Source organism: Arsenophonus endosymbiont of Apis mellifera, from assembly GCF_903968575.1.
GTDB classification, from domain to species: Bacteria; Pseudomonadota; Gammaproteobacteria; order Enterobacterales; family Enterobacteriaceae; genus Arsenophonus; species Arsenophonus apicola.
The window spans coordinates 260,585-279,372 of sequence record NZ_CAJCFU010000079.1 but is presented as its reverse complement, the minus strand read 5'-3'; the positions used below and the strand labels follow the sequence as shown (position 1 = coordinate 279,372).

Sequence of the window (18,788 nt, the reverse complement as noted above, 5' to 3'; positions counted from 1 at the left end):
AAGGTTTATTAAAGAGAAAAAACTTTTTCTTGCCATGGCCTAACATATTTTAGCTAAGGTAGTGTGTAATGGAATTGAAATCGACACATGTAGGTCAGCGTTTAGCTCAACATCCTTATAATCGAGTTCGCCTATTAAATGCTGGTGTTGAAGTGAGTGGTGAAAACCATCAGTATCTCATTCCTTTTAATCAACTTATTGATATACGTTGTAAGCGAGGTATTGTTTGGGGAGAGCTTGAATTTGAATTACCTGACAACCAGGTGGTTCGTTTACACGGTACTGAATGGAAGGAAACCGAATATTTTTTTCATTATCTTATGGATATTTGGAAAAAATGGAGCCAAGAAATGAGTTTGATTTGTGCAGATATTTTATCTGAACAAGTGCAAGAAATTGAAAAATACTTAATTCAGGATAGTTGGTTTACCCAGGCACAACTTAGTCAGTTGCAAAACCAAATTAATAACAGATTAAATAGCCTTCCTATACCGCTTGTACGTTTAAATGAATTTGTAAACTGTCGCCAAAATTTTGCTGTTTGCCAGCATTGGCTTAATTTGAGCCATCAGTCACTGTATGATATTAATCAATATTGGGTCGCTCGTTTGCTTAAGCAGTACTCTGAATTTTTTCAGCGATTTACCATTACTCCGTTAAACCTATCTCAAGTCAATTGTGTAGTTAACAGCGAAGAAAATATTTTAGTATTGGGCGGGCCAGGTAGTGGTAAAACCTCTGTTTTGATAGCGAAAATGGGTTGGCTTTTACTCAGGCAGCAGGCTATTACTGAACAGATTTTATTACTTGCTTTCGATGATAAAACCGCAAAAAAAATGGATGGACTTGTTCAGACTAATTTAGGACAGCAGGCATTTCACACAAAAACCTTTAATAGCTTGGTACTGCATATTATTCAAACTAGCAGTAATAAAAATATCACGATTAGTGAATTAGAAGTTAACCAACAAAAAAGATATAAGTTGCTGATTAGTGAATGGCAAAGGCAGTGTCATGAAAAAAAATCGCAGGCAAAGGGCTGGCGTGAGTATTTAACGCGAGAATTAGGATGGAATATTGCTAGCGGTGAGTTTTGGCATGACAAACAATTAGCAGAAAGAGTGGTAATTCGTTTAGATAATTGGCTTAATTTACTACGTAGACATGGCGGAAGCCAGAAAACTATAAGTGATTTAGCAACGCCAGCAGAGAGCAAGCAACTGCAAATGGAGCTGCGATTAGTAGCACCTATTGTTAAAATATGGAAATCGACGCTAAAAGCTGAGGGAGCGGTTGATAGCTTAGGGCTTATACATCAAGCAATTAATTTATTACATAAAGGAAAATTTATAAGCCCATGGAAATATATTCTGATTGATGAATTCCAAGATCTATCGCCATTAGAAATGCAGTTACTGCAGTCATTACGCCAACAGAATAGACAAACGCACATGTTTGCTGTTGGTGATAATGGACAAGCAATTTATCGTTTTTCGGCAGCAAAATTAAATTTAATGACTACTTTTGAACATTATTTTGGTAACGGAGTTTACTGTACACTTGATACTACTTACCGTTTTAACGATTACACTGCTAAAATTGCTAATCAATTTATACAAATGGATCCTGAGCAGCAGATTAGACCATTAAGAAGTTTGGTTAAAGCAAATAAAAAATCGATAGTTTTATTACCAGAGGAACAACTGGAAAATTTACTTAATAAAATGAGTGGTTATGTTACAGAAGAAGAGACAATTTTCGTTTTATCGCGTTATTTTTATTTACATCCTGCGGTGATTAAAAAAGCTAATATTCGTTGGCCAAAATTAAACATTAATTTTATGTCTATCCAAGCGGCAAAAGGGAGTCAGGCCGATTATGTTATCATCCTTGGCTTACAGCATGGAATAGATGGTTTTCCGATCTGTCAACCTGAGTCTGCAATAGAAAAAGTATTATTACCAAAGTTTGCTATTTTTCCTGATCGACAAGATAGACGATTATTATATGTTGCATTGACTCGAGCTAAAAAACGAGTTTATTTACTTTATGACAAATTAACCCCGTCTGTTTTTGTTGAGCAATTGAAAAAATTAGGTGTATTACGACAGAAAAGACCATAATTCTTATTTTATTGTCACTTTTTTATTATCTTAACTAAATTTCTGCGAAGAATTTATATTTGTAATTAATAAATTAAAATTATTAGTTAATACGTGTCTCAAGGTATTGTTGATAATTAGGGATCTCAATTTCAGTGTCGTGATCAAAAGCTGGTGAGGTGATAATAAAATCAGCACTTGCTATATTAGTGGCAACAGGAATATTCCATACAGTAGCGAGACGAAGAAGTGCTTTTACGTCAGGATCATGTGGAACTGCATTTAATGGATCCCAAAAGAAGATCAAAATATCGATTTTTTGTTCGGCAATCATCGCACCAAGTTGTTGATCTCCTCCCATTGGCCCGCTGAGCATATTAATAATCTTTAATCCGGTATGCTGGTGGATCAAGTTACCTGTGGTACCAGTAGCAAATAATTTGTGTGTTTTTAGCACCGAAATATGTTTTTGAACCCATGCTAATAGTGATAATTTACGGTGATCATGGGCAACTAGCGCAATATTTTTATTTTTTTTTAATCGGCGAATAACGAATTCCATAAAGCTCCTCACATTGATAGATGTTTGCTAAGATAGCAACTAAATCACTATCTACTATTCATTGAGTTACCTCAACAGATTCGACAAGTGTAGTAGCACTTTGTTGCGATTTATATCATAGTGTAGGTTATTATTTTTAAATTATGGAGTTGGCATAAATGCTTGAGAAAAAACTGGTAGATATTTTAACAAACATAAAATTTATAGCATTAGTTGGCGCCAGTGATAATGTCGAACGTCCAAGTTATAAAGTTATGCAATATCTTATAAATCAAGGATATAATGTGACTCCTGTTAGTCCAAAACTAGCTGGAAAAAAATTACTTGGACAAAAAGTTTATGCTCAATTAGCTGATATTCCATATCCGATTGATATGGTTGATGTTTTTAGAAATTCAGCGGCAGCATTAGAAGTTAGCCAACAGGCAATCGCTATTAATGCAAAGGTACTTTGGCTACAATTAGGTGTTATTAATGAAGAAGCTAAAAAAATAGCTGAGCGAGCTGGATTAGCAGTTGTGATGAACGCATGCCCCAAAATAGAAATACCTCGCTTAGGTTTAGAGAAATAGATCAAGGAAGATGATAGACTAATCATCTCCATTGATTTGCTTTAATTAGTTAATTACGTAATTGTGGTGCTCTCAGTTGAGTTTTAATCGATTCCGACAACTCATCTAAAGACGACTGTTCTGGGTGTTCATCAGAGGTTTCATAAGTAATCTGAGCTTCAGCCAGATATGTGTGAATAGGTTCACCATTATCATCTTCCATAACGACATGGTACCAGGGAGCAGAGCGTAGAGCTGCATTAGCTGCAATATCGTCATCCTGTGGTTTATCCAGCGAGTATTCGGCGTCAACGTCGACTATTACTCCAAGATAACCTAGGAGTTTGTGCCTTACTTGTTGCCCAATACTAAATTTACTGGTAGTCATCATAGCTACCTCCTAGAAGCCTTACATATTCTATAGGTAATGATATGTGGGTAATAATATAAATTTCAAGCAGGTCACTCTGTTACGCTAGTTTCTTAAAAGCTCTAATCCATATAGATTAAAAACTCTATACTATGAGAGTATCTGTTGTTTACACAAAAAACAATATGTTGAAGTTATTATTTATTATAAGAGAGCACTAAAATGCGAAAGATAGGTAGAAATTACTATATATATGGGCGAGTTCAAGGTGTAGGATTTCGCTATCATACGTTACATTGGGGGAAAAAACATGGATTATATGGTTATGTTTATAATCGCTATGATGGTAGTGTCAACATTAAAGCTTTCGGTACATTAGAGCAAATTCAACAATTAGAGGATTGGTTAAAAGCGGGTGGGCCAGTAGGTGCTAAAATTGAATATTATAAAAGTGAAGAGTGTCATGTTGAAAAAGAGGTAGTCGATTTTCATATTCGACACTCATTGTAATAGTTAAATACATTTTACCGGCTTAGGTAAACCGGCAAGTTTTGTAGCTTGCTTTGCTGGTCCTTTTGGAAAAAGGCCATAAAGATAACGGCTATTGCCAATATCCTCACCATATTTTTTAGCAATTGCCTTTACTAACATACGAATAGACGGTGAAGTATTGAATTCGAAATAAAATTCGCGAATGAAGCGAATAATTTCCCAATGTTGTTCTGTTAATATAATATTCTCTTGTTTAGCTAATAGATATACCATGGATTCACACCATTCATGGCTATTTTTAAGGTAACCATCAGCATCAGTTTTAATTTCACTACCTTCAAATATAAACATATGATATTTCTAAGCTTAAAAAAATGTATAGCTAATTTAGCAAAATTGAGCTTTTTACCCAAGTATATTCGTAAAATGCCGATAAATTAAGCAAATAATCACTTTATAGCATAAATATAAAGCGATTAAATTATATAAGGCTTTACAACTACTCAAGCTGTGTTTATAGTTTTGAACATTGCGGAGGGGTGGCCGAGCGGCTAAAGGCAGCGGTCTTGAAAACCGCCGATGGGAAACCATCCGAGAGTTCGAATCTCTCCTCCTCCGCCATTTCTGCTTTTAGCAACCTCTGCTGATCACGGATAGAGCTACAGTAATTCAGTGAGTTTTATTGCATACTATTACTACTACTATTTTTAACCAATTGGTTGAAGTTCCCTAAACTCAAAAATAGCGCAATGAATGAAATTTAAATAATCAATTACTATTAAAACTAGTTGATTTATAATATTTTTTATTCCGTCTACCTATGGCTCCATTTTTCTTCTTCCAAATATATTCCATAATGGATATAAAGAAGTTGTTTGTATTTTGTAGAGTTAGATTTTTCTTTTACTTTATTGTCATTAATATATTGATCTCTTATTAATATTTAAGAAGAGGTAAATAATTTTACTATTATAATCTAGAGCAAATATTTATTTTTTGACCATTTTCAGTTGTTGAACCTAGTGGTTCTCCATTTCCAAACTGAGTGTCGCATGCCATTTCGGTCGCTATTTTTTCATCTGAAGAATTATCTTTATCAGCATCTGATAAATTATTTTTATCAGCAAAAGCCAGCAAGCTGATAGCTAAAACAGATGTAATAGTAAATATTTTAACGAGTTGTTTCATAATTTGTTCTCTTTAAATGGTTAAAACTATATTCGATAATAATTTTATTTTCAGCAATATTGTGTTGTGTTATTTTGGCGCCATTTTTTGCTGGATGGTTATTTTTTAGCAAAAGCTGGCTGTTGCTACCGTTTAGGCAGCAACAGATATAGAGGCTTCTATTGATAATTATCTTAAGAATCACAAAGAGAAATATCGTGTTGTGCATTTTGACAAGGGGTTATAGTATCAGTAAATTGCGGATAAAAAGAGGGATCTGGGCTACTAAGATCCGCATGTTCCTGTTGTTCGCCATGACCTTCAGAATGACCATGTTCACCATGTGTACCAGTATGCTCACTATGACTGGCATGACCACTATGACCACCACCATGGCCGACGTGACTACCATGATAATTTTGAACATAATTATCAACTTTTGCTGAACTATTAAAAGTAGCAAAAGAAAACAATACAGTAATAAATAAAACTTTAGATAATGTTTTCATAATTTACCTTATGCTAAGTTGTTTGTTTATCTATTTTTGTATGAATAAATTATCAGTAACAAAAGATAGTCAAAAATTATTTATTTGTAAAATAATATTTACTTTATGTTAAATAAATGAAAATTAATGTTTGTGATATTTGCATTTTATTGTGTTGTACTTGTTGATAATGCAAGACAGAGTTAAATGTTCTTATATTTTTAATTACCCACTTAAAGTCATCATTTTATAAATTTTACTATTAACAATGAGTTCTTTATATCGCCATTTGTTATTACCACAGAGATATAACGTGAAAGTCAAAATAAATAATTGCAGATATTATTAATGTCTTAATTGATAGCTTATCACAGTAAATATAAAAGCCAGCATACTGCTACTTTGTGCTGCGAAAAATGTTAGCAGGCATATTTTGTCTATAATAATAATTAACTGCTTGAAGTATAAGATAGGTAAAATGATAAAGAAAAAACAGGTATGGTTTTTTTGCATTGCTTTAATCGGTCATCTGTTTCTTTTTATTTCCTCTGCACTTTCCAATGAAAACAAAGATATAAAGTCACGACAATTTATTTTCAATTTGGCTTATGGAAATGGTTGGGCGAGTGAAGGTGGCGGAATGAATTGGGGAAGCTATCAGGTAAGCTTTAGTGAAAAAATAGCAGATAATTTTTTCGCTTCATTGGTTTATCTCAATGAAGGCCATCCAAATAATAATTATCGCGACGGTTTTGCCGTTATAGGCACTGGCGTAGTTGATTTCAATCAACGAATACAGTTAGATTTTTCAGTTGGTCCCTATTTTAGTATGAATACAACTCGCCGTAATAAACAAGAATATAATGATAAACGAGTTGGCATTTATGGTTCAGTCGCGTTTATTTATTACCTTATTCCAGATGGATTCTTTCTTAAAGCCCAATATAATCATGTGCAAATGCTTAATTCTTTTACAACAGATTCAGTCATGGTTGGTTTTGGTGCAAACTTTCAAAATGAGCTACCATCTTCGTTTCCTACTAAAGATATGCAGATAAGTTATTGGTTAGGGACTTCGCAAACTAATCGGGCAAATTTACCATTAAAAATGGGTCACCAACTAGAGTTTAAGCATTTAATCAATGATGCTGCTGCTTATTCAGTGAGTTACCTTTATGAAGGGGATAATGGTCTAGTTAATAGGCAAGGGGTTGTTGGCCAGATTTGGTATGTCATGCCGATATTAACCCATTGGGATATTAGTGCGGGTATTGGTCCTTATTATAACGATGATAGGCATGAAATAAAGAACAAAAAAGATTTTGCCGGCGTCATTAGCTTAGAGATAAATTATCAATTAGTTAGTCATTTAAGTACTAATCTTCGCTTTAATCGTGTTGTTTCGTTTAATGATAAAGATCAAGATATGTTTATGGCAGGAATTGCTTGGAACTTTTAACATTTTAAGTTAGTTATTTTTGCTGTGAATTGCTCATAAACTTATTAGCGAGTAAATATCTTTAAGAGTTGTTTAATTAATTTTTCAAGCCTATATTATTAAATATATTTTATACATCACTTATTTTTATCAATTTAGTTTATTTATTACCATAAAAAACCGTCAAAAAAAGCATAAATAGAGGGTGTATGCTTAAAGAAAAATTTTATGTTTTTATATTAATGATATTATTTCCTACTATTGGATTAGCAGCGAGTTGCACTATGTCAAATAAAGAAGGCTTTCACCTATATGGAAATAATTTATGTCTATCAACGTTAAACTATATTGATAGTATGGCATCAGAGCGACAATTAAATATTAACAGTTTTCGCATATTGGATAATAAAACAGTTATTTTTGCTGCTAACTCTAAGGCAGGTTCATTTTTAATGTTGGCAACGCCGAGTGAGGTCGTGAAAATTTTAGGTGAAATGCCAAATAGGGATATCAAAAAAAATATTAAAAGTATCAGACAAGTCGATGTTTTTTTAATAAAAAAAGATGTTTATTTCTTATCCAGTGCATGGGCTACCTCGGGAGCAATACATAAAATAACATGGAATAAGATAATCAATATGTTTAATAATATTCCTATAACTATTGATGATATAAAATTTATCACAAACGGTAATTCTTTTTATATTATTCAAAGTGGTAAATATCAAGGTTATATAATTGCTAATAAACATAAATATAGATCTGGTGGTGGTTCTTATGATATCTACGTTCTGGTTTCTCCTTCAGGTAAAGAAATAAAAGAAATTGGACTGGAAAAACAAAGCGTCAATGATTTTCTGTCTTTATCAGGTACTAGCGAAACATTATAGTAAAAGAACTAGTTAACATTGATATATTAAAATTATTATTTATAAGCCCGCTAAACCAGTCTGAAGAAGGCTGTTACCTAATAATAAAATAACGCATAATCGCAAAAATTTCTGTAAAGCTACCAACCACCCAAACCCATTGAATTTTGCGATGTTAATCGCTATTCGCTATTAAAATGATGGTTACTAATAATACTACCACTGTCGTTATTTTTACCATCAAATATAACATTTTTTAACAATATATTATTGCTATCTCATTAATCAATATACAGTCAAAATAGTAGTAATGAGTTAATCACTGTATTTAACATAAAGATATTAATAACGGTATTACACCTGGGTTTGATTATTTCTTAAAAGATTTATTGTGGTTATCATCTATATTGACTAGAACAAAGATAGTAACAACGATCCTAAGCACTGAGGTTAGCTAAAGGCATAGATCGGTGATAGTTTTAGGATCATTTAGTTATTTCTGTGTAGGATTTATTATCGCTATTGCATTATTAGTTAAAAGGAGGATAGCAATAATGACGGTAGTTACTGAGGTTTGTGCCAACCAATATATTGGCGATTGCGCTACAACTGAATTTGATTATAAATTTAAAATAATTAGTGAGCATCATTTAGTTGTCATTATGACTGATGGCAATGGTGATCATGCACAAAGATAGACATTAAATAAGGATTATACAGTAATCGGTGTTAATTGTGACGAAGGAGGCAAAATCATTTTGTCATCCCCTTTATTTAATGGAAATCATTTATTGATAGAGAGACGTTTACCAGCAAAACAAGAGATAGCATTTGAAAAATGCAAACAATTTCATGCCAAACAACATGAAAATGCATTTGATTATCTCACGATGTTAGTTCAACAAGTGTTAGAAAATGCGTCGCTACTGCTGCAGCAACCAAGTAAGCTAGCAAATTATTTTGATGCTAAGAATTATCGTATTTCTAATATTAGTCAACCTAAAAATGATAATGATGCGGTTAACCTTGGCGTAATGCAATCTGCTATAAAAGATATGGATTAGATCGATACGGGTTAATGACATTGATATACCTGCATTACCTGATGCAAAAAACCGTAAAAATAAGCAGCTTGGTTTTGATCAAAATGGTCAACCGACCTTGTTTGATCTTAATCAATCAGGCATGTCTGATTATATTTTAGTCGATTCATTTGAAAAAGGATTTGAAATAACAAGCCGTTATCATGCATTGCAATATGAGAAAGAAAATAGATATTACCGCTGGGCAGGTGAGTTACCAAAACGGGTTTTTGAAAATTCTACACCCGTATCGTCAGGTGGGATAAAGGCTGGTGCCTGGATACAAACTGTTGTTAACTCATATACAAAAAAGGAAATTGATAATCAATTTGTTAAAGTTAAAGATAGTCGGGCTGTGCAATTTTCTGCCTTAGATTTAGTGAAAACAGATCATTATGCTGGTATGTCAATGAAAAATAATGTCCAGCAGGTATCTTTGTATATTTCTGGTAATAGTGCTTATAACGTAGTGGCTAGAAATAGTAATAACAACATTAAGTATTCAATATCATTTCCTACTTATTCAAGTACATTAGCTGCAACTAATACTTTAGATCATATAACTGCTTATGGTTTTAACGCTATTCATCCTACCAGCGATGCTGTCATCAGATTAGGTGCAGACAAAGCTGACTATGACTTAGTTTGTGCAAGAAATACCCATAAATTTTTTATCCGCAATAATAATACCCATCAAGTTATCTATTTACCAGAAAAGCAAGGAACATTTGCTATTCAAGAGGATAATTATAATAAGCAGCAGATTGATGCTAAATTAGTTGGTATTAAATGGAGCGCTAAAAAAGCGGTAAATGGTTGGATGAAAGAGCCTTACACGGGCATAATTATTCAATGGGGACGTGTTCCTAGAAAAAATAGTTCAAGAAATTTCTTTCCTATTACTTTTCCTAATGCTTTGGCCAGTATGGGGGTCGCTAATTTCAACTCTAATTCAAATCTAACTGAATTGTATACGCCTAATATATTAGATGCCAATAATAGTGGCTTTACCATGCGCCAAACCAAGGTAACTAATGGCAGTAATGCTTCTCCACTAGTTGATATGAGATGGATTGCAATAGGATGGTAACAATGAAAGAAGATAATGTTTATTACTTTAGTGCAACAAAATTATGTTGGTTATCTGAATCTTTGAAAGATAGTTACATTAGTGCTGGGACTTGGGATGATGAAGCGACTAAAATTCCTTTTAATATATATAAAGAGTATGCACTTTGTGCGCCGCCTGATGGAAAAATGTTAGGTGCAGATCAAAATGGCGCACCTATTTGGATTGATATTCCACCTAAATCTAAAAATGAATTAATTAAAGATGCAGAAAATACAAAAATTGAATTAATGCAAAATGCAGCGGGGATCATAGCTCCCTTACAGGATGCCATTGATTTGAATATAGCAACTGATGAAGAATATAAAAAATTGATGGAGTGGAAAACCTATCGCGTGCTATTAAGTCGTATAGATATATCAATTGCGCCTAATATCAAATGGCCAAAGTTGCCTAAATAAAAAAGTTATTTTATTTGTTATTAGAATAATTTTTCAATCATTAATTTATGAAATACTATTTTTAATTATAATGCAAGTTAGTTATTTGAAATAGTAAAGTTAATATAGTAAGAATATAAATTACCTTTGATCTAACAGCTGTTTTGTAATAATTTGACATCTGTTAGATCAGATTAAAAATAGTCTATTTTAGCCAATAAAAAACAGAAGATTACTGTGATTTATTTTACAATGCTTTTTTAACAATCTTTTATTTTTCTCCACGGGAATTCGCCACTATCTGGCTCTGGGAAGCCTGGTTCAGTGCCTTTACTCCACCATTTTGCTTCCCAAACAGCTTTATTCCATTTGACTTGAGCTCCGATCTGGTAAGCTGCCTCTTTTAGCCACGGTGTGGCTGTATAACATAAATCAGCATCACAATTTTTTATTTTTTCCCAAGGTAATTCACCGCTGCCTGGTTCAGGATATCCTGGTTCAGTGCCTTTGATCCACCATTTTGCTTGCCAAATAGCATTATTCCATTTTACTCGCATACCATTTTGATAGGCAGCATCTTTGATCCATTCTGCGGTATTTAGACAGATATCATTTTGTTGATTCATATAAATTGCTCCATTATTTTGTAAAAAAATTAAGTACTTTCACTCTATGTATATACAAAATGAATGATATTCGTTTATTTGTTATCTAACGAATTAATTTTTATTAAAAAAAGTTATGTTATAACTAATATTATTCTTTGTAATTTAACATATAAATTAAAAAATTATATTTTATTTTTACGTAGTTACTAAAAATTAACAATATAATGAGATTATATTTTTAATAAATTTATTTTTTTATATCAATTTTTATGTTTTTTTATTTAATTAACGTTCGTAACTTTATTTCTTTTATATCAGGTAATGTAATGTTAATTGTGAATAGCATTTCTGAGAGAGAAATTATTAAATTAAAGTTTATGAAATAATGATAAAAGTATTTAAAAAAATTGATAATAAACAAAATTACTTTAATAAAATAATAATCAGCGGGGTTAGCATTGTTTTCAGCAATGACAGAAAATTGGTTTATACTTTTTATTTATATTGTATTTGCTAATTTTATTGTTTTTAGTTTTAAACTAGATTTGCAAATAGATAATTAGAATGGTTTTTATCATAGGGGAGTTGGTGCTTATGTCGGAACATAAAAAATTCGCTTTTATCAGCCGCTTAAAGGCCATAATCATACATTTGGTGATGAATGGTTTGCTCTTAAGGCAGAAGCATTTGCGCGCTTTTTTGGCACCCCTGGTTTTTTAATTGGGCAAACTGTTGTTGTGGCTGTATGGATCTATCTTAATATAACAGGGATCACTAAATTTGATCCCTATCCGTTTATTTTACTGAATTTAACTTTTAGTCTGCAAGCAGCCTATGCGGCGCCGTTAATATTACTTGCACAAACTCGGCAATCTGAACGTGATCAAGCACATGCGATAGCTGATGCTCAACATAGAGAAGATTTAGCTGAAGCAACGGCGCAAAGGCAAGCTATTGCCGAATATAACGCTGAGCAATTATTTGTATTACTTCAACAAAATACAGAGTTAACCAAATTAACGAAAGAAATGGCCGAGCGCATTGAAAGCTTAACCATTCAACTAGAAAGCCGTACTCGCAAATAAAAATTATTTGGCAAAATGGCAAACAATAAATTTATTTACTAACTGGCTCTTTGTTTAAAGTAAATAGCGCTTATTGCATTAAGTATATCTAGGTCCTTTATGTAAAGCATAAAGTGAAGAGAGAATTGGTGTAGAGTAATAGAAAAGACGACGTTTTAGCCACCGAGTATCTTCTCTTTCTTTGGTGCTAATTCGTCCTAATCGCCAAGGTTCTGGTTGGCAAGCTTTATTCATACGACGTTCAGTCGTATAGAGATAATTAAATCCCAGCTCTTTGGCAATTTTTGCGTAGTCTCGATTATAAAATCCTTGTGGCCAACATAAATGCTGACTGCAATAACCAAGTTGTTGGATAAGCATATTACGGCATTGTTCAATATCTGCAATTAATGCTGCATGGCGTCTTTCAATATTAGTTTCCAATTGATCCCAACGTAAATGTGAATGAGTGTGGTTATGGAATTCGATTAATCCACTAGCTTGCATGCGCTCAACTTCTGACCATCGCAGCATAACATCATCGGCTTGACCGTTACGTATCTTTGCTTCACATTCACGGTGTGAATATTTAATATTAGATAGTTTTCTAACCTGACCATTGCCAATATCTTTTGTAATAAGAAAGATACTGGCTTTAAGCTGCAGTTGTTCTAACACAGGAAAAGCGTAAACCCAATTATCTAAATAACCATCATCAAAAGTGATCACGACACTCTTGCGTGGAAAAGCTTTACCCTGATAAAATTGCTCTAATTCTTTTGTCGAAAGGGTTTTCCAGCCGCTATTAGCTAACCATGTCATCTGTTGGGTGAAGGTTTTTGGCGATAAAGTAACTAACCCGGGAGACGGGCTAACATGATGGTACATAAGAATAGGAATAGTTGTTGCATTCATTATATTAATAAAATCATAGATTAATAGGTAATAAACTATTTTTACTCAATTATTAGCATAATGGCAAGTATTTAATATGTTGTGCGAATGTTGATTTTATTAATCAATCAAATAGTTAGAGAAAAAGAGTGAACACCAATTATTTGTGTGATTAGAAGACAAATATAGTTAATTATTAGCATCATTTGTTAAATTATCTATCAGCAACAGATTTTTTTTCATCTATCAACACCTGACTTTAGTTAGTTATTTATCATTCCTGATTGGTTTTATTGTTTGAATTAATATCCGACACTTTGCCAATTTGTAATAAACGAAATAAGCATGATTCAATTGAAAATTTCTTGGTTACTTGAAGTTGTCCGCGTTGAGCCATCTCTTGATATTTTTTAGGTTGCTGTAAAATCATCAATAGCGGCTACCCAATTGTTGATATCAGATGGTGGCAATAACAGTCCATTACTTTTATCTTGGATAATATCAGGTAGCCCACCCACATTACTAGCAAAGACCGGTACAGCGAAAAAAAGTGATTCAACTGCTACCATACCAAATGCTTCTTTAGTAGAAGGAATTACAGTTAAAGATGCGTAGGAATATATGGAGGAAGAAGGAAAAACAATACCGGCGAGAAGTGTTTCAGATTCTAAATCATAGTCGATAATTTCTTTCTGTAATTTAGCCTTACAAGCGCCATCGCCAATAATTGAATAACGAAATAAACGGTCTTGTCGCTTTAATTGGGCGAGTGCGGCTAAAATAATATCATGTCCTTTTTCTTCTCTTAGCATACCAACTTGAATTATGATTGGGGCTGTTCCTTCATTTATCCAAGTTAAAATATCATCAGCGACAGGGGTATGATTTTCCGCAACCATTTTAGAAAAATCAAATCCAGGATGAACAACCTTAACCTTTTGTGACAAACAACCACTTTGTATTAATGTTTCCCGCATTGGTTCGCTAGGGACAATAACATAATCGAATAAATAATTCATACTGAAGGCTTTTATTTTACCTGACAGATAGGTCTTTTGTCTCAGTACACATGGTCGTTGTTTCTTCGCTAGTGTTTTTACAGCGATGGCAAGATTATTCGCATCATGGCCACTGTGGCAAACGGCTAAAATTGTTTGCTGTTGGCGAAGTAGTTTGCGTAGGCGTATGATTGACGAGGGATGAGCACTATTAGTAAATGAAACATGATGGATTGGAATGTTATTTTTTTTTTGCTTCATGGGCAATTTGACTGTCGATATGGCAAGCTAAAGTTACGTTAAAGCCTCGATGTATTAAGCCTTTCATTTGTAGTAAAGCTTGAGCTTTTTGGCCACCAAAATTCATCGAAGATTCGGTATAGATAATGGATGTATTCATAATATACCCTGATAGTTAGCCCGCTTGTTAATTGACTTGCTGTTCGATTAACAAAATAAATGACATAATATTCTAATTTTTATGTTATTTTGCCAAAAACTTTAGCGCTATAAGTTAGTAATCTGCAATAAAACAGTTATGTCTCTAATGTTATAATTTTGTTGTATTGAAGTATTTAATTAAAATGTGTTAACCATGCTTACTTTAACTAATTGTAGTATTTTTTTATAGTAATTTTTCCTCTTATTTTGCAATTTTAATTTTATAGGATCATTTCTACATTTTATGGTCATCTGTTTACGATCATAAAAATAGCAGAGGTAAAAGATTGCGATATGATGATGTTAACACTGTTTTGGGGCATAATGGATGCCTATATTGCTAAATTTTGACAAGTATTATAATTGAATAACAATTATAATATAATTATCATGTAATCAATTGATAGTTGATATAAAATTGTTGAAAAATTTTATGCGATAGCTATACAAAAAATTAAATCATTACTTTTATTATCATAGGATATTTAATACTTAACACCTAATTTAATTACATAAACTCAATAGGTTAATTACAATAACATTTTTTTATTAATGTTAAATAATTATTATGTTGCTTAAAATGTCTATTTTTATTTTATACGGCAAAATGTAAAATAGAGATTATAGTATTGCTTGATAAGTTTTGGATTGGATACTTTATTTATTTTTTAGTTAAGGGTTAAATAATGAATATTTTTATGAATAAATTTATATTATTGTTATTAAGCGTCGTTTTATTTTTCTTTTCAGCTTTTAGTTTGGCTATCTCATCGAAATTGCTTATTTCACCACAACCTAATGTACTATGTGATAGATATATATGTGTTGATAGTATTGTAGGAGTGTCAGTCAGTTTAACCGAAAAATATTTAGGTAAAAAACAAGCTAATCGCTTATTGTCTCAAGGTTTATTTGATAAAACGGCCTTTACATTTGATAATGGGGTATTTTGCGACATAAAGGATAAAAAATGCTACGTTGATAGATATTTTAATGGGAAAGGGCAACGAAGCAATGTATGTCAGCAGTACACAGAAAAATTATTTGGAAATTAAAAATCGGCAAAAGTAGCTAATAGGTTGTATTTATTTTTTTATAATTAAAAATGGCTTTTTACTATTATGTTAAACGATATTCTAAACTCCAAATTTACTTATTTTTTTGGCATTCTATTGATTAAAAAACACTTACTCTTTTAAAGTAAGTTGTGATATTTTTATGGTTATAGAGTTGTAAAATAGAAGTATTAATATTAAAACGGAAAATATTATCATAGAAATTTTTATTTAAATATAAATATTGCGGAAATTATTGATATAAACGATCGATAATTGTATTACAATAGCTTAAGTCTATCATATATGCAAGTATTGATCGTTTATATCAATTTTTTTTATGTGACTATTTTAGGTATGATTTATTCTATAAATTTTGTTTTGGTTTAATTTATAATGATAACATTAACTAAGATTTATATTTTCTTTTAATATCTATCACTTGGTGTATTAAATTTTACTGAACTTGAGGGCAATGAAAAATGTATTACTAACACGTTTAAACAAAATGCTATCTACATTGTTACTAGTGTTAAATCGTTAGTTTTTGTGAGCTATGATTTTTCTGATTATTGGTATCTTTATGCTTACTATAATTAGAGAAGTTACGGATAGATATTCTATAAAATAATTTTTTATCAAAGTGGTTAAACAATAATTAGTTGCTTTAGTTTTAACCATTATTATTCTTTATGACATTATTGGCGCCAACACTTTAGGGATTGTTAATTTTATTATATTTTAGATATTGATCAAAATGAGCGTTTTTTAGTAAAAAATTAATAATAAATAGTACATAGGTATAAAAAATAATTAGTCATTTATTACTTGCTAAAATAGCAACTTGAGAATTTAATTAGAAAATTTTATCGTAAGATTTGTTGATTTGAGAAGGGTATCTATTATTCATAGAGAATGTAAGTTATTCAACTCAATAAAACCGAGTTAATATTGAGATTTACTAATTAATTTTCATTTAAGTTAGAACTCAATATTTTATCATTTTAATACGTTTATTTGTAATATTTTTTATTGCTTATATTTTAGTCGCTAATCTTTTATCTATTGATAAAGAATTTATATGCCTATAAGTTGGTTGAAATAAACACTATTTTAAAATGCTGATATTTTTACTCTTATTTATTAGAGTAGACAAGTAATTTTATAAAAAACATTATTTTCCTTGTGTGTTTAGAGCCAGTCATTTTGGCGATGCTGGCTTTTTTTTTGTAGTAATGCCAAGTTAAATTTAATAATAGCAAATGCCTATCTTAAATAACAATAATTATTATATGGGATTTTTTTATAATTCCTCGCCTGTGGTTAAATAATCGGTTTAGTTTTTTTCACTAATATATTACCTTAATTAGTATATTATTCTTATTATTGCGACAATATCTATTTGCTAAAGGTATGTGAAATGTTACAGAATGTTAAATAAATATTATGTGGCGCTAATAAATTTCTTATTAATAATATAAGAAAAATCCATTACTAAATATGTAGTGCCAAATACCCTTGTATTTCATGTAATTAATGTATAAATTAACAAATATTCATCAAAACAACAGGTGTCTGTGTTTTTTGTAAATAAAATTTTTTAATTGACTCCATTTAAATAAAATCTTATTAATAAAATGAATTATTATTAACTTTAAAGGAGCGTTAAAAAGATGAAAAAAATATTAACGTTATGCCTTCTTTTTATTTTAACACCCTCAGTAACTTATTCTGTAGAAAAATTTCAAGATTATGAATTAACACAGGTTTTAATTTTAAGTAGGCATAATTTGAGAGCACCTATCATATATGCAGATATATTAAAGCGTGCAACGAGTAAACCTTGGCCTATTTGGCATACAAACAATGGAGATCTTACGAATAAAGGCCACCAATTAGAGATTTATATAGGTAGCTACTTTAGGTCTTGGTTTGAAAGAATGGGTCTATTGCGTCAAGATGAATGTTCAGATGCAAATAATGTCTATGTTTATGCAAACAACCAACAACGCACTATTGCTTCAGCTCAATCTTTTATTTCCGGCGCTTTTCCTGATTGCATAGTTAAAGCATTTTATCGTGCTGATATGGCTGAAGGAGAGTTCGATCCTATTTTTGCTCCAGTTATCACTGATAATAGTATAGAATTTAAGCGGCAAGCCATAAGCGCTATGAAAGAAAAATTAGCACATTTGGATTTAGCTGAAGCTTATAAACAAGTTTCAACGATTTTGGATTTTAAGAATTCAACGCTATGTAAAAGAGATAAGTTATGCGATCTGGTTAGCTACCCAAATAAGATGATTATTAGTACAGGTAAAGAGCCCTTAGTGTTTGGCCCATTAGGATTAGCGAGCAATGCTGTAGATGTATTTGATCTTCAGTATTACGAAGGATTTGCTAACAAAGACGTTGCGTGGGGAACAATTAATACACCACAGCAATGGAAAACACTTAATAAAATTAAAAATGGCTATCATGCAGTTGCATTTACAACTAAAATAGTTGCTAAAAATATAGCTAAACCTCTATTAAAATATATTGACTTGCATTTTGTTCAACGGCGCAAAATTGAAGGCTCAAAATTGCTTATTATGTTTGGTCATGATTCAAATATCGCGTCAGTAATGTCTGCTCTTGATTTCGCTCCTTATCAATTACCTGAACAATATGAAAAAACGCCAATTGGTGGAAAATTAGTGTTTCAGCGTTGGCATAATAAGAAAACTAATAAAGACTATCTAAAAATTGAATATATTTATCCGTCAGTAAATCAATTGCGTTATGGTACGGCCTTGACATTGAATAACCCTCTAAAACAGGTAACTTTATCACTAAAAAATTGCCCTATTGATGGGAATGGTCTATGTAATTGGAATGACTTTGAAAAGAACATGCAGCATGCATTAGAAGATGAAATTTTGTTAATTAGGTAGGATTGAAGGGTGGCGCGATTAACGCTGCCTTTATTAATGTTCATCAAGAAAGTAAATATTTTGCTCGTTATTTTTTATAAAATGCAATTTTTTATTTTCTTTCTAGCTAACTATAAAGTTTATTATTTGATTATTAGTATTTATCTTAACCTAAGATAATAT

The 18,788-nt window shown here is 31.6% G+C and carries 22 protein-coding genes and 1 tRNA gene; 13 read left to right on the top strand and 10 right to left on the bottom strand.

What is annotated here, in order from left to right; translation table 11 throughout:
- Positions 1 to 68 precede the first annotated feature (68 nt).
- A complete protein-coding gene (helD, locus tag H1X92_RS15135; RefSeq protein WP_180560914.1) occupies positions 69 to 2,123 on the top strand; it encodes a DNA helicase IV in 2,055 nt (684 codons plus the stop codon).
- A gap of 82 nt (positions 2,124 to 2,205) precedes the next feature.
- Here helD and H1X92_RS15130 read toward each other — a convergent pair whose 3' ends face one another.
- Positions 2,206 to 2,664 (bottom strand): methylglyoxal synthase, encoded by a 459-nt coding sequence (locus tag H1X92_RS15130; RefSeq protein WP_180560913.1) that lies wholly within the window; start codon positions 2,662 to 2,664, stop codon positions 2,206 to 2,208.
- Between the two features lie 158 nt (positions 2,665 to 2,822).
- Between H1X92_RS15130 and H1X92_RS15125 the strand changes: the two genes are divergently transcribed.
- On the top strand, positions 2,823 to 3,236 hold the full coding sequence (locus H1X92_RS15125) for a CoA-binding protein (RefSeq protein ID WP_180560912.1): 414 nt from the start codon (positions 2,823 to 2,825) through the stop codon (positions 3,234 to 3,236).
- Positions 3,237 to 3,285: 49 nt separating this feature from the next.
- On the opposite strand, the gene hspQ is transcribed toward H1X92_RS15125, so the two are convergent.
- On the bottom strand, positions 3,286 to 3,606 hold the full coding sequence (gene hspQ / locus H1X92_RS15120; protein ID WP_180560911.1) for a heat shock protein HspQ: 321 nt from the start codon (positions 3,604 to 3,606) through the stop codon (positions 3,286 to 3,288).
- 201 nt (positions 3,607 to 3,807) lie between these two features.
- On the opposite strand from hspQ, the gene yccX reads away from it, so the two are divergent.
- The gene (yccX, locus tag H1X92_RS15115; protein ID WP_180560910.1) at positions 3,808 to 4,095 is read left to right on the top strand and encodes an acylphosphatase; all 288 of its coding nucleotides are present in this window, start codon (positions 3,808 to 3,810) and stop codon (positions 4,093 to 4,095) included.
- Positions 4,096 to 4,098: 3 nt separating this feature from the next.
- On the opposite strand, the gene H1X92_RS15110 is transcribed toward yccX, so the two are convergent.
- Positions 4,099 to 4,428, bottom strand: a complete 330-nt coding sequence (locus tag H1X92_RS15110; protein ID WP_180560909.1) for a TusE/DsrC/DsvC family sulfur relay protein — start codon at positions 4,426 to 4,428, stop codon at positions 4,099 to 4,101.
- 182 nt (positions 4,429 to 4,610) lie between these two features.
- Here H1X92_RS15110 and H1X92_RS15105 point away from each other — a divergent pair.
- Positions 4,611 to 4,698 (top strand) — tRNA-Ser (locus tag H1X92_RS15105).
- 348 nt (positions 4,699 to 5,046) lie between these two features.
- On the opposite strand, the gene H1X92_RS15100 is transcribed toward H1X92_RS15105, so the two are convergent.
- Both H1X92_RS15100 and H1X92_RS15095 read right to left on the bottom strand, forming a co-directional pair.
- Entirely contained in the window at positions 5,047 to 5,265 is a 219-nt protein-coding gene (locus H1X92_RS15100; protein ID WP_180560908.1) for a hypothetical protein, read from the bottom strand.
- Positions 5,266 to 5,438: 173 nt separating this feature from the next.
- The gene (locus H1X92_RS15095; RefSeq protein ID WP_180560907.1) at positions 5,439 to 5,753 is read right to left on the bottom strand and encodes a hypothetical protein; all 315 of its coding nucleotides are present in this window, start codon (positions 5,751 to 5,753) and stop codon (positions 5,439 to 5,441) included.
- Between the two features lie 457 nt (positions 5,754 to 6,210).
- Between H1X92_RS15095 and H1X92_RS15090 the strand changes: the two genes are divergently transcribed.
- From H1X92_RS15090 to H1X92_RS15065, 6 genes are all read left to right on the top strand, one after another.
- On the top strand, positions 6,211 to 7,191 hold the full coding sequence (locus H1X92_RS15090; protein ID WP_180560906.1) for a hypothetical protein: 981 nt from the start codon (positions 6,211 to 6,213) through the stop codon (positions 7,189 to 7,191).
- A 188-nt stretch (positions 7,192 to 7,379) separates the two neighbouring features.
- Entirely contained in the window at positions 7,380 to 8,060 is a 681-nt protein-coding gene (locus tag H1X92_RS15085) for a hypothetical protein (RefSeq protein ID WP_180560905.1), read from the top strand.
- 533 nt (positions 8,061 to 8,593) lie between these two features.
- Complete coding sequence (locus H1X92_RS15080) at positions 8,594 to 8,737, top strand: hypothetical protein (protein ID WP_180560904.1); 144 nt, start codon at positions 8,594 to 8,596, stop codon at positions 8,735 to 8,737.
- Between the two features lie 93 nt (positions 8,738 to 8,830).
- Positions 8,831 to 9,103, top strand: a complete 273-nt coding sequence (locus tag H1X92_RS15075) for a hypothetical protein (RefSeq protein ID WP_180560903.1) — start codon at positions 8,831 to 8,833, stop codon at positions 9,101 to 9,103.
- Between the two features lie 97 nt (positions 9,104 to 9,200).
- Complete coding sequence (locus H1X92_RS15070; RefSeq protein ID WP_180560902.1) at positions 9,201 to 10,211, top strand: gp53-like domain-containing protein; 1,011 nt, start codon at positions 9,201 to 9,203, stop codon at positions 10,209 to 10,211.
- Positions 10,212 to 10,213: 2 nt separating this feature from the next.
- Positions 10,214 to 10,651: a tail fiber assembly protein gene (locus H1X92_RS15065; protein ID WP_225505536.1), complete on the top strand. Its 438-nt coding sequence runs from the start codon at positions 10,214 to 10,216 to the stop codon at positions 10,649 to 10,651.
- A 239-nt stretch (positions 10,652 to 10,890) separates the two neighbouring features.
- Here the strand turns inward: H1X92_RS15065 and H1X92_RS15060 are convergent, their stop codons facing one another.
- Positions 10,891 to 11,256, bottom strand: coding sequence for a hypothetical protein (locus H1X92_RS15060; RefSeq protein ID WP_180560900.1), 366 nt, complete (start codon positions 11,254 to 11,256; stop codon positions 10,891 to 10,893).
- Between the two features lie 593 nt (positions 11,257 to 11,849).
- Between H1X92_RS15060 and H1X92_RS15055 the strand changes: the two genes are divergently transcribed.
- The gene (locus tag H1X92_RS15055; protein WP_180561007.1) at positions 11,850 to 12,323 is read left to right on the top strand and encodes a DUF1003 domain-containing protein; all 474 of its coding nucleotides are present in this window, start codon (positions 11,850 to 11,852) and stop codon (positions 12,321 to 12,323) included.
- 78 nt (positions 12,324 to 12,401) lie between these two features.
- Here H1X92_RS15055 and H1X92_RS15050 read toward each other — a convergent pair whose 3' ends face one another.
- The 4 genes from H1X92_RS15050 to H1X92_RS15035 all read right to left on the bottom strand — a co-directional run bounded on the left by H1X92_RS15050 (position 12,402) and on the right by H1X92_RS15035 (position 14,594).
- Positions 12,402 to 13,220 (bottom strand): polysaccharide deacetylase family protein, encoded by an 819-nt coding sequence (locus H1X92_RS15050; protein WP_370520710.1) that lies wholly within the window; start codon positions 13,218 to 13,220, stop codon positions 12,402 to 12,404.
- A gap of 250 nt (positions 13,221 to 13,470) precedes the next feature.
- Entirely contained in the window at positions 13,471 to 13,626 is a 156-nt protein-coding gene (locus H1X92_RS15045) for a hypothetical protein (RefSeq protein ID WP_180560898.1), read from the bottom strand.
- Complete coding sequence (locus H1X92_RS15040; protein ID WP_180560897.1) at positions 13,607 to 14,455, bottom strand: glycosyltransferase; 849 nt, start codon at positions 14,453 to 14,455, stop codon at positions 13,607 to 13,609. The genes H1X92_RS15045 and H1X92_RS15040 overlap by 20 nt, the downstream gene beginning before the upstream one ends.
- Positions 14,436 to 14,594, bottom strand: a complete 159-nt coding sequence (locus H1X92_RS15035) for a hypothetical protein (RefSeq protein ID WP_180560896.1) — start codon at positions 14,592 to 14,594, stop codon at positions 14,436 to 14,438. The genes H1X92_RS15040 and H1X92_RS15035 overlap by 20 nt, the downstream gene beginning before the upstream one ends.
- Positions 14,595 to 15,321: 727 nt before the next feature.
- Between H1X92_RS15035 and H1X92_RS15030 the strand changes: the two genes are divergently transcribed.
- A complete protein-coding gene (locus H1X92_RS15030) occupies positions 15,322 to 15,690 on the top strand; it encodes a YcgJ family protein (protein ID WP_233458172.1) in 369 nt (122 codons plus the stop codon).
- Positions 15,691 to 17,363: 1,673 nt separating this feature from the next.
- Positions 17,364 to 18,626, top strand: coding sequence for a bifunctional glucose-1-phosphatase/inositol phosphatase (agp, locus tag H1X92_RS15025; protein WP_180560895.1), 1,263 nt, complete (start codon positions 17,364 to 17,366; stop codon positions 18,624 to 18,626).
- The last annotated feature ends 162 nt before the right edge of the window (positions 18,627 to 18,788 follow it).

Excerpts from the sequence above, each read along its gene's own strand:
- helD (WP_180560914.1), top strand. The coding sequence starts at position 69 with ATGGAATTGAAATCGACACATGTAGGTCAGCGTTTAGCTCAACATCCT.
- H1X92_RS15130 (WP_180560913.1), bottom strand. The coding sequence starts at position 2,664 with ATGGAATTCGTTATTCGCCGATTAAAAAAAAATAAAAATATTGCGCTA.
- H1X92_RS15125 (WP_180560912.1), top strand. The coding sequence starts at position 2,823 with ATGCTTGAGAAAAAACTGGTAGATATTTTAACAAACATAAAATTTATA.
- hspQ (WP_180560911.1), bottom strand. The coding sequence starts at position 3,606 with ATGATGACTACCAGTAAATTTAGTATTGGGCAACAAGTAAGGCACAAA.
- yccX (WP_180560910.1), top strand. The coding sequence starts at position 3,808 with ATGCGAAAGATAGGTAGAAATTACTATATATATGGGCGAGTTCAAGGT.
- H1X92_RS15110 (WP_180560909.1), bottom strand. The coding sequence starts at position 4,428 with ATGTTTATATTTGAAGGTAGTGAAATTAAAACTGATGCTGATGGTTAC.
- H1X92_RS15100 (WP_180560908.1), bottom strand. The coding sequence starts at position 5,265 with ATGAAACAACTCGTTAAAATATTTACTATTACATCTGTTTTAGCTATC.
- H1X92_RS15095 (WP_180560907.1), bottom strand. The coding sequence starts at position 5,753 with ATGAAAACATTATCTAAAGTTTTATTTATTACTGTATTGTTTTCTTTT.
- H1X92_RS15090 (WP_180560906.1), top strand. The coding sequence starts at position 6,211 with ATGATAAAGAAAAAACAGGTATGGTTTTTTTGCATTGCTTTAATCGGT.
- H1X92_RS15085 (WP_180560905.1), top strand. The coding sequence starts at position 7,380 with ATGCTTAAAGAAAAATTTTATGTTTTTATATTAATGATATTATTTCCT.
- H1X92_RS15080 (WP_180560904.1), top strand. The coding sequence starts at position 8,594 with ATGACGGTAGTTACTGAGGTTTGTGCCAACCAATATATTGGCGATTGC.
- H1X92_RS15065 (WP_225505536.1), top strand. The coding sequence starts at position 10,214 with ATGAAAGAAGATAATGTTTATTACTTTAGTGCAACAAAATTATGTTGG.
- H1X92_RS15060 (WP_180560900.1), bottom strand. The coding sequence starts at position 11,256 with ATGAATCAACAAAATGATATCTGTCTAAATACCGCAGAATGGATCAAA.
- H1X92_RS15045 (WP_180560898.1), bottom strand. The coding sequence starts at position 13,626 with ATGATTTTACAGCAACCTAAAAAATATCAAGAGATGGCTCAACGCGGA.
- H1X92_RS15040 (WP_180560897.1), bottom strand. The coding sequence starts at position 14,455 with ATGAAGCAAAAAAAAAATAACATTCCAATCCATCATGTTTCATTTACT.
- H1X92_RS15035 (WP_180560896.1), bottom strand. The coding sequence starts at position 14,594 with ATGAATACATCCATTATCTATACCGAATCTTCGATGAATTTTGGTGGC.
- H1X92_RS15030 (WP_233458172.1), top strand. The coding sequence starts at position 15,322 with ATGAATATTTTTATGAATAAATTTATATTATTGTTATTAAGCGTCGTT.
- agp (WP_180560895.1), top strand. The coding sequence starts at position 17,364 with ATGAAAAAAATATTAACGTTATGCCTTCTTTTTATTTTAACACCCTCA.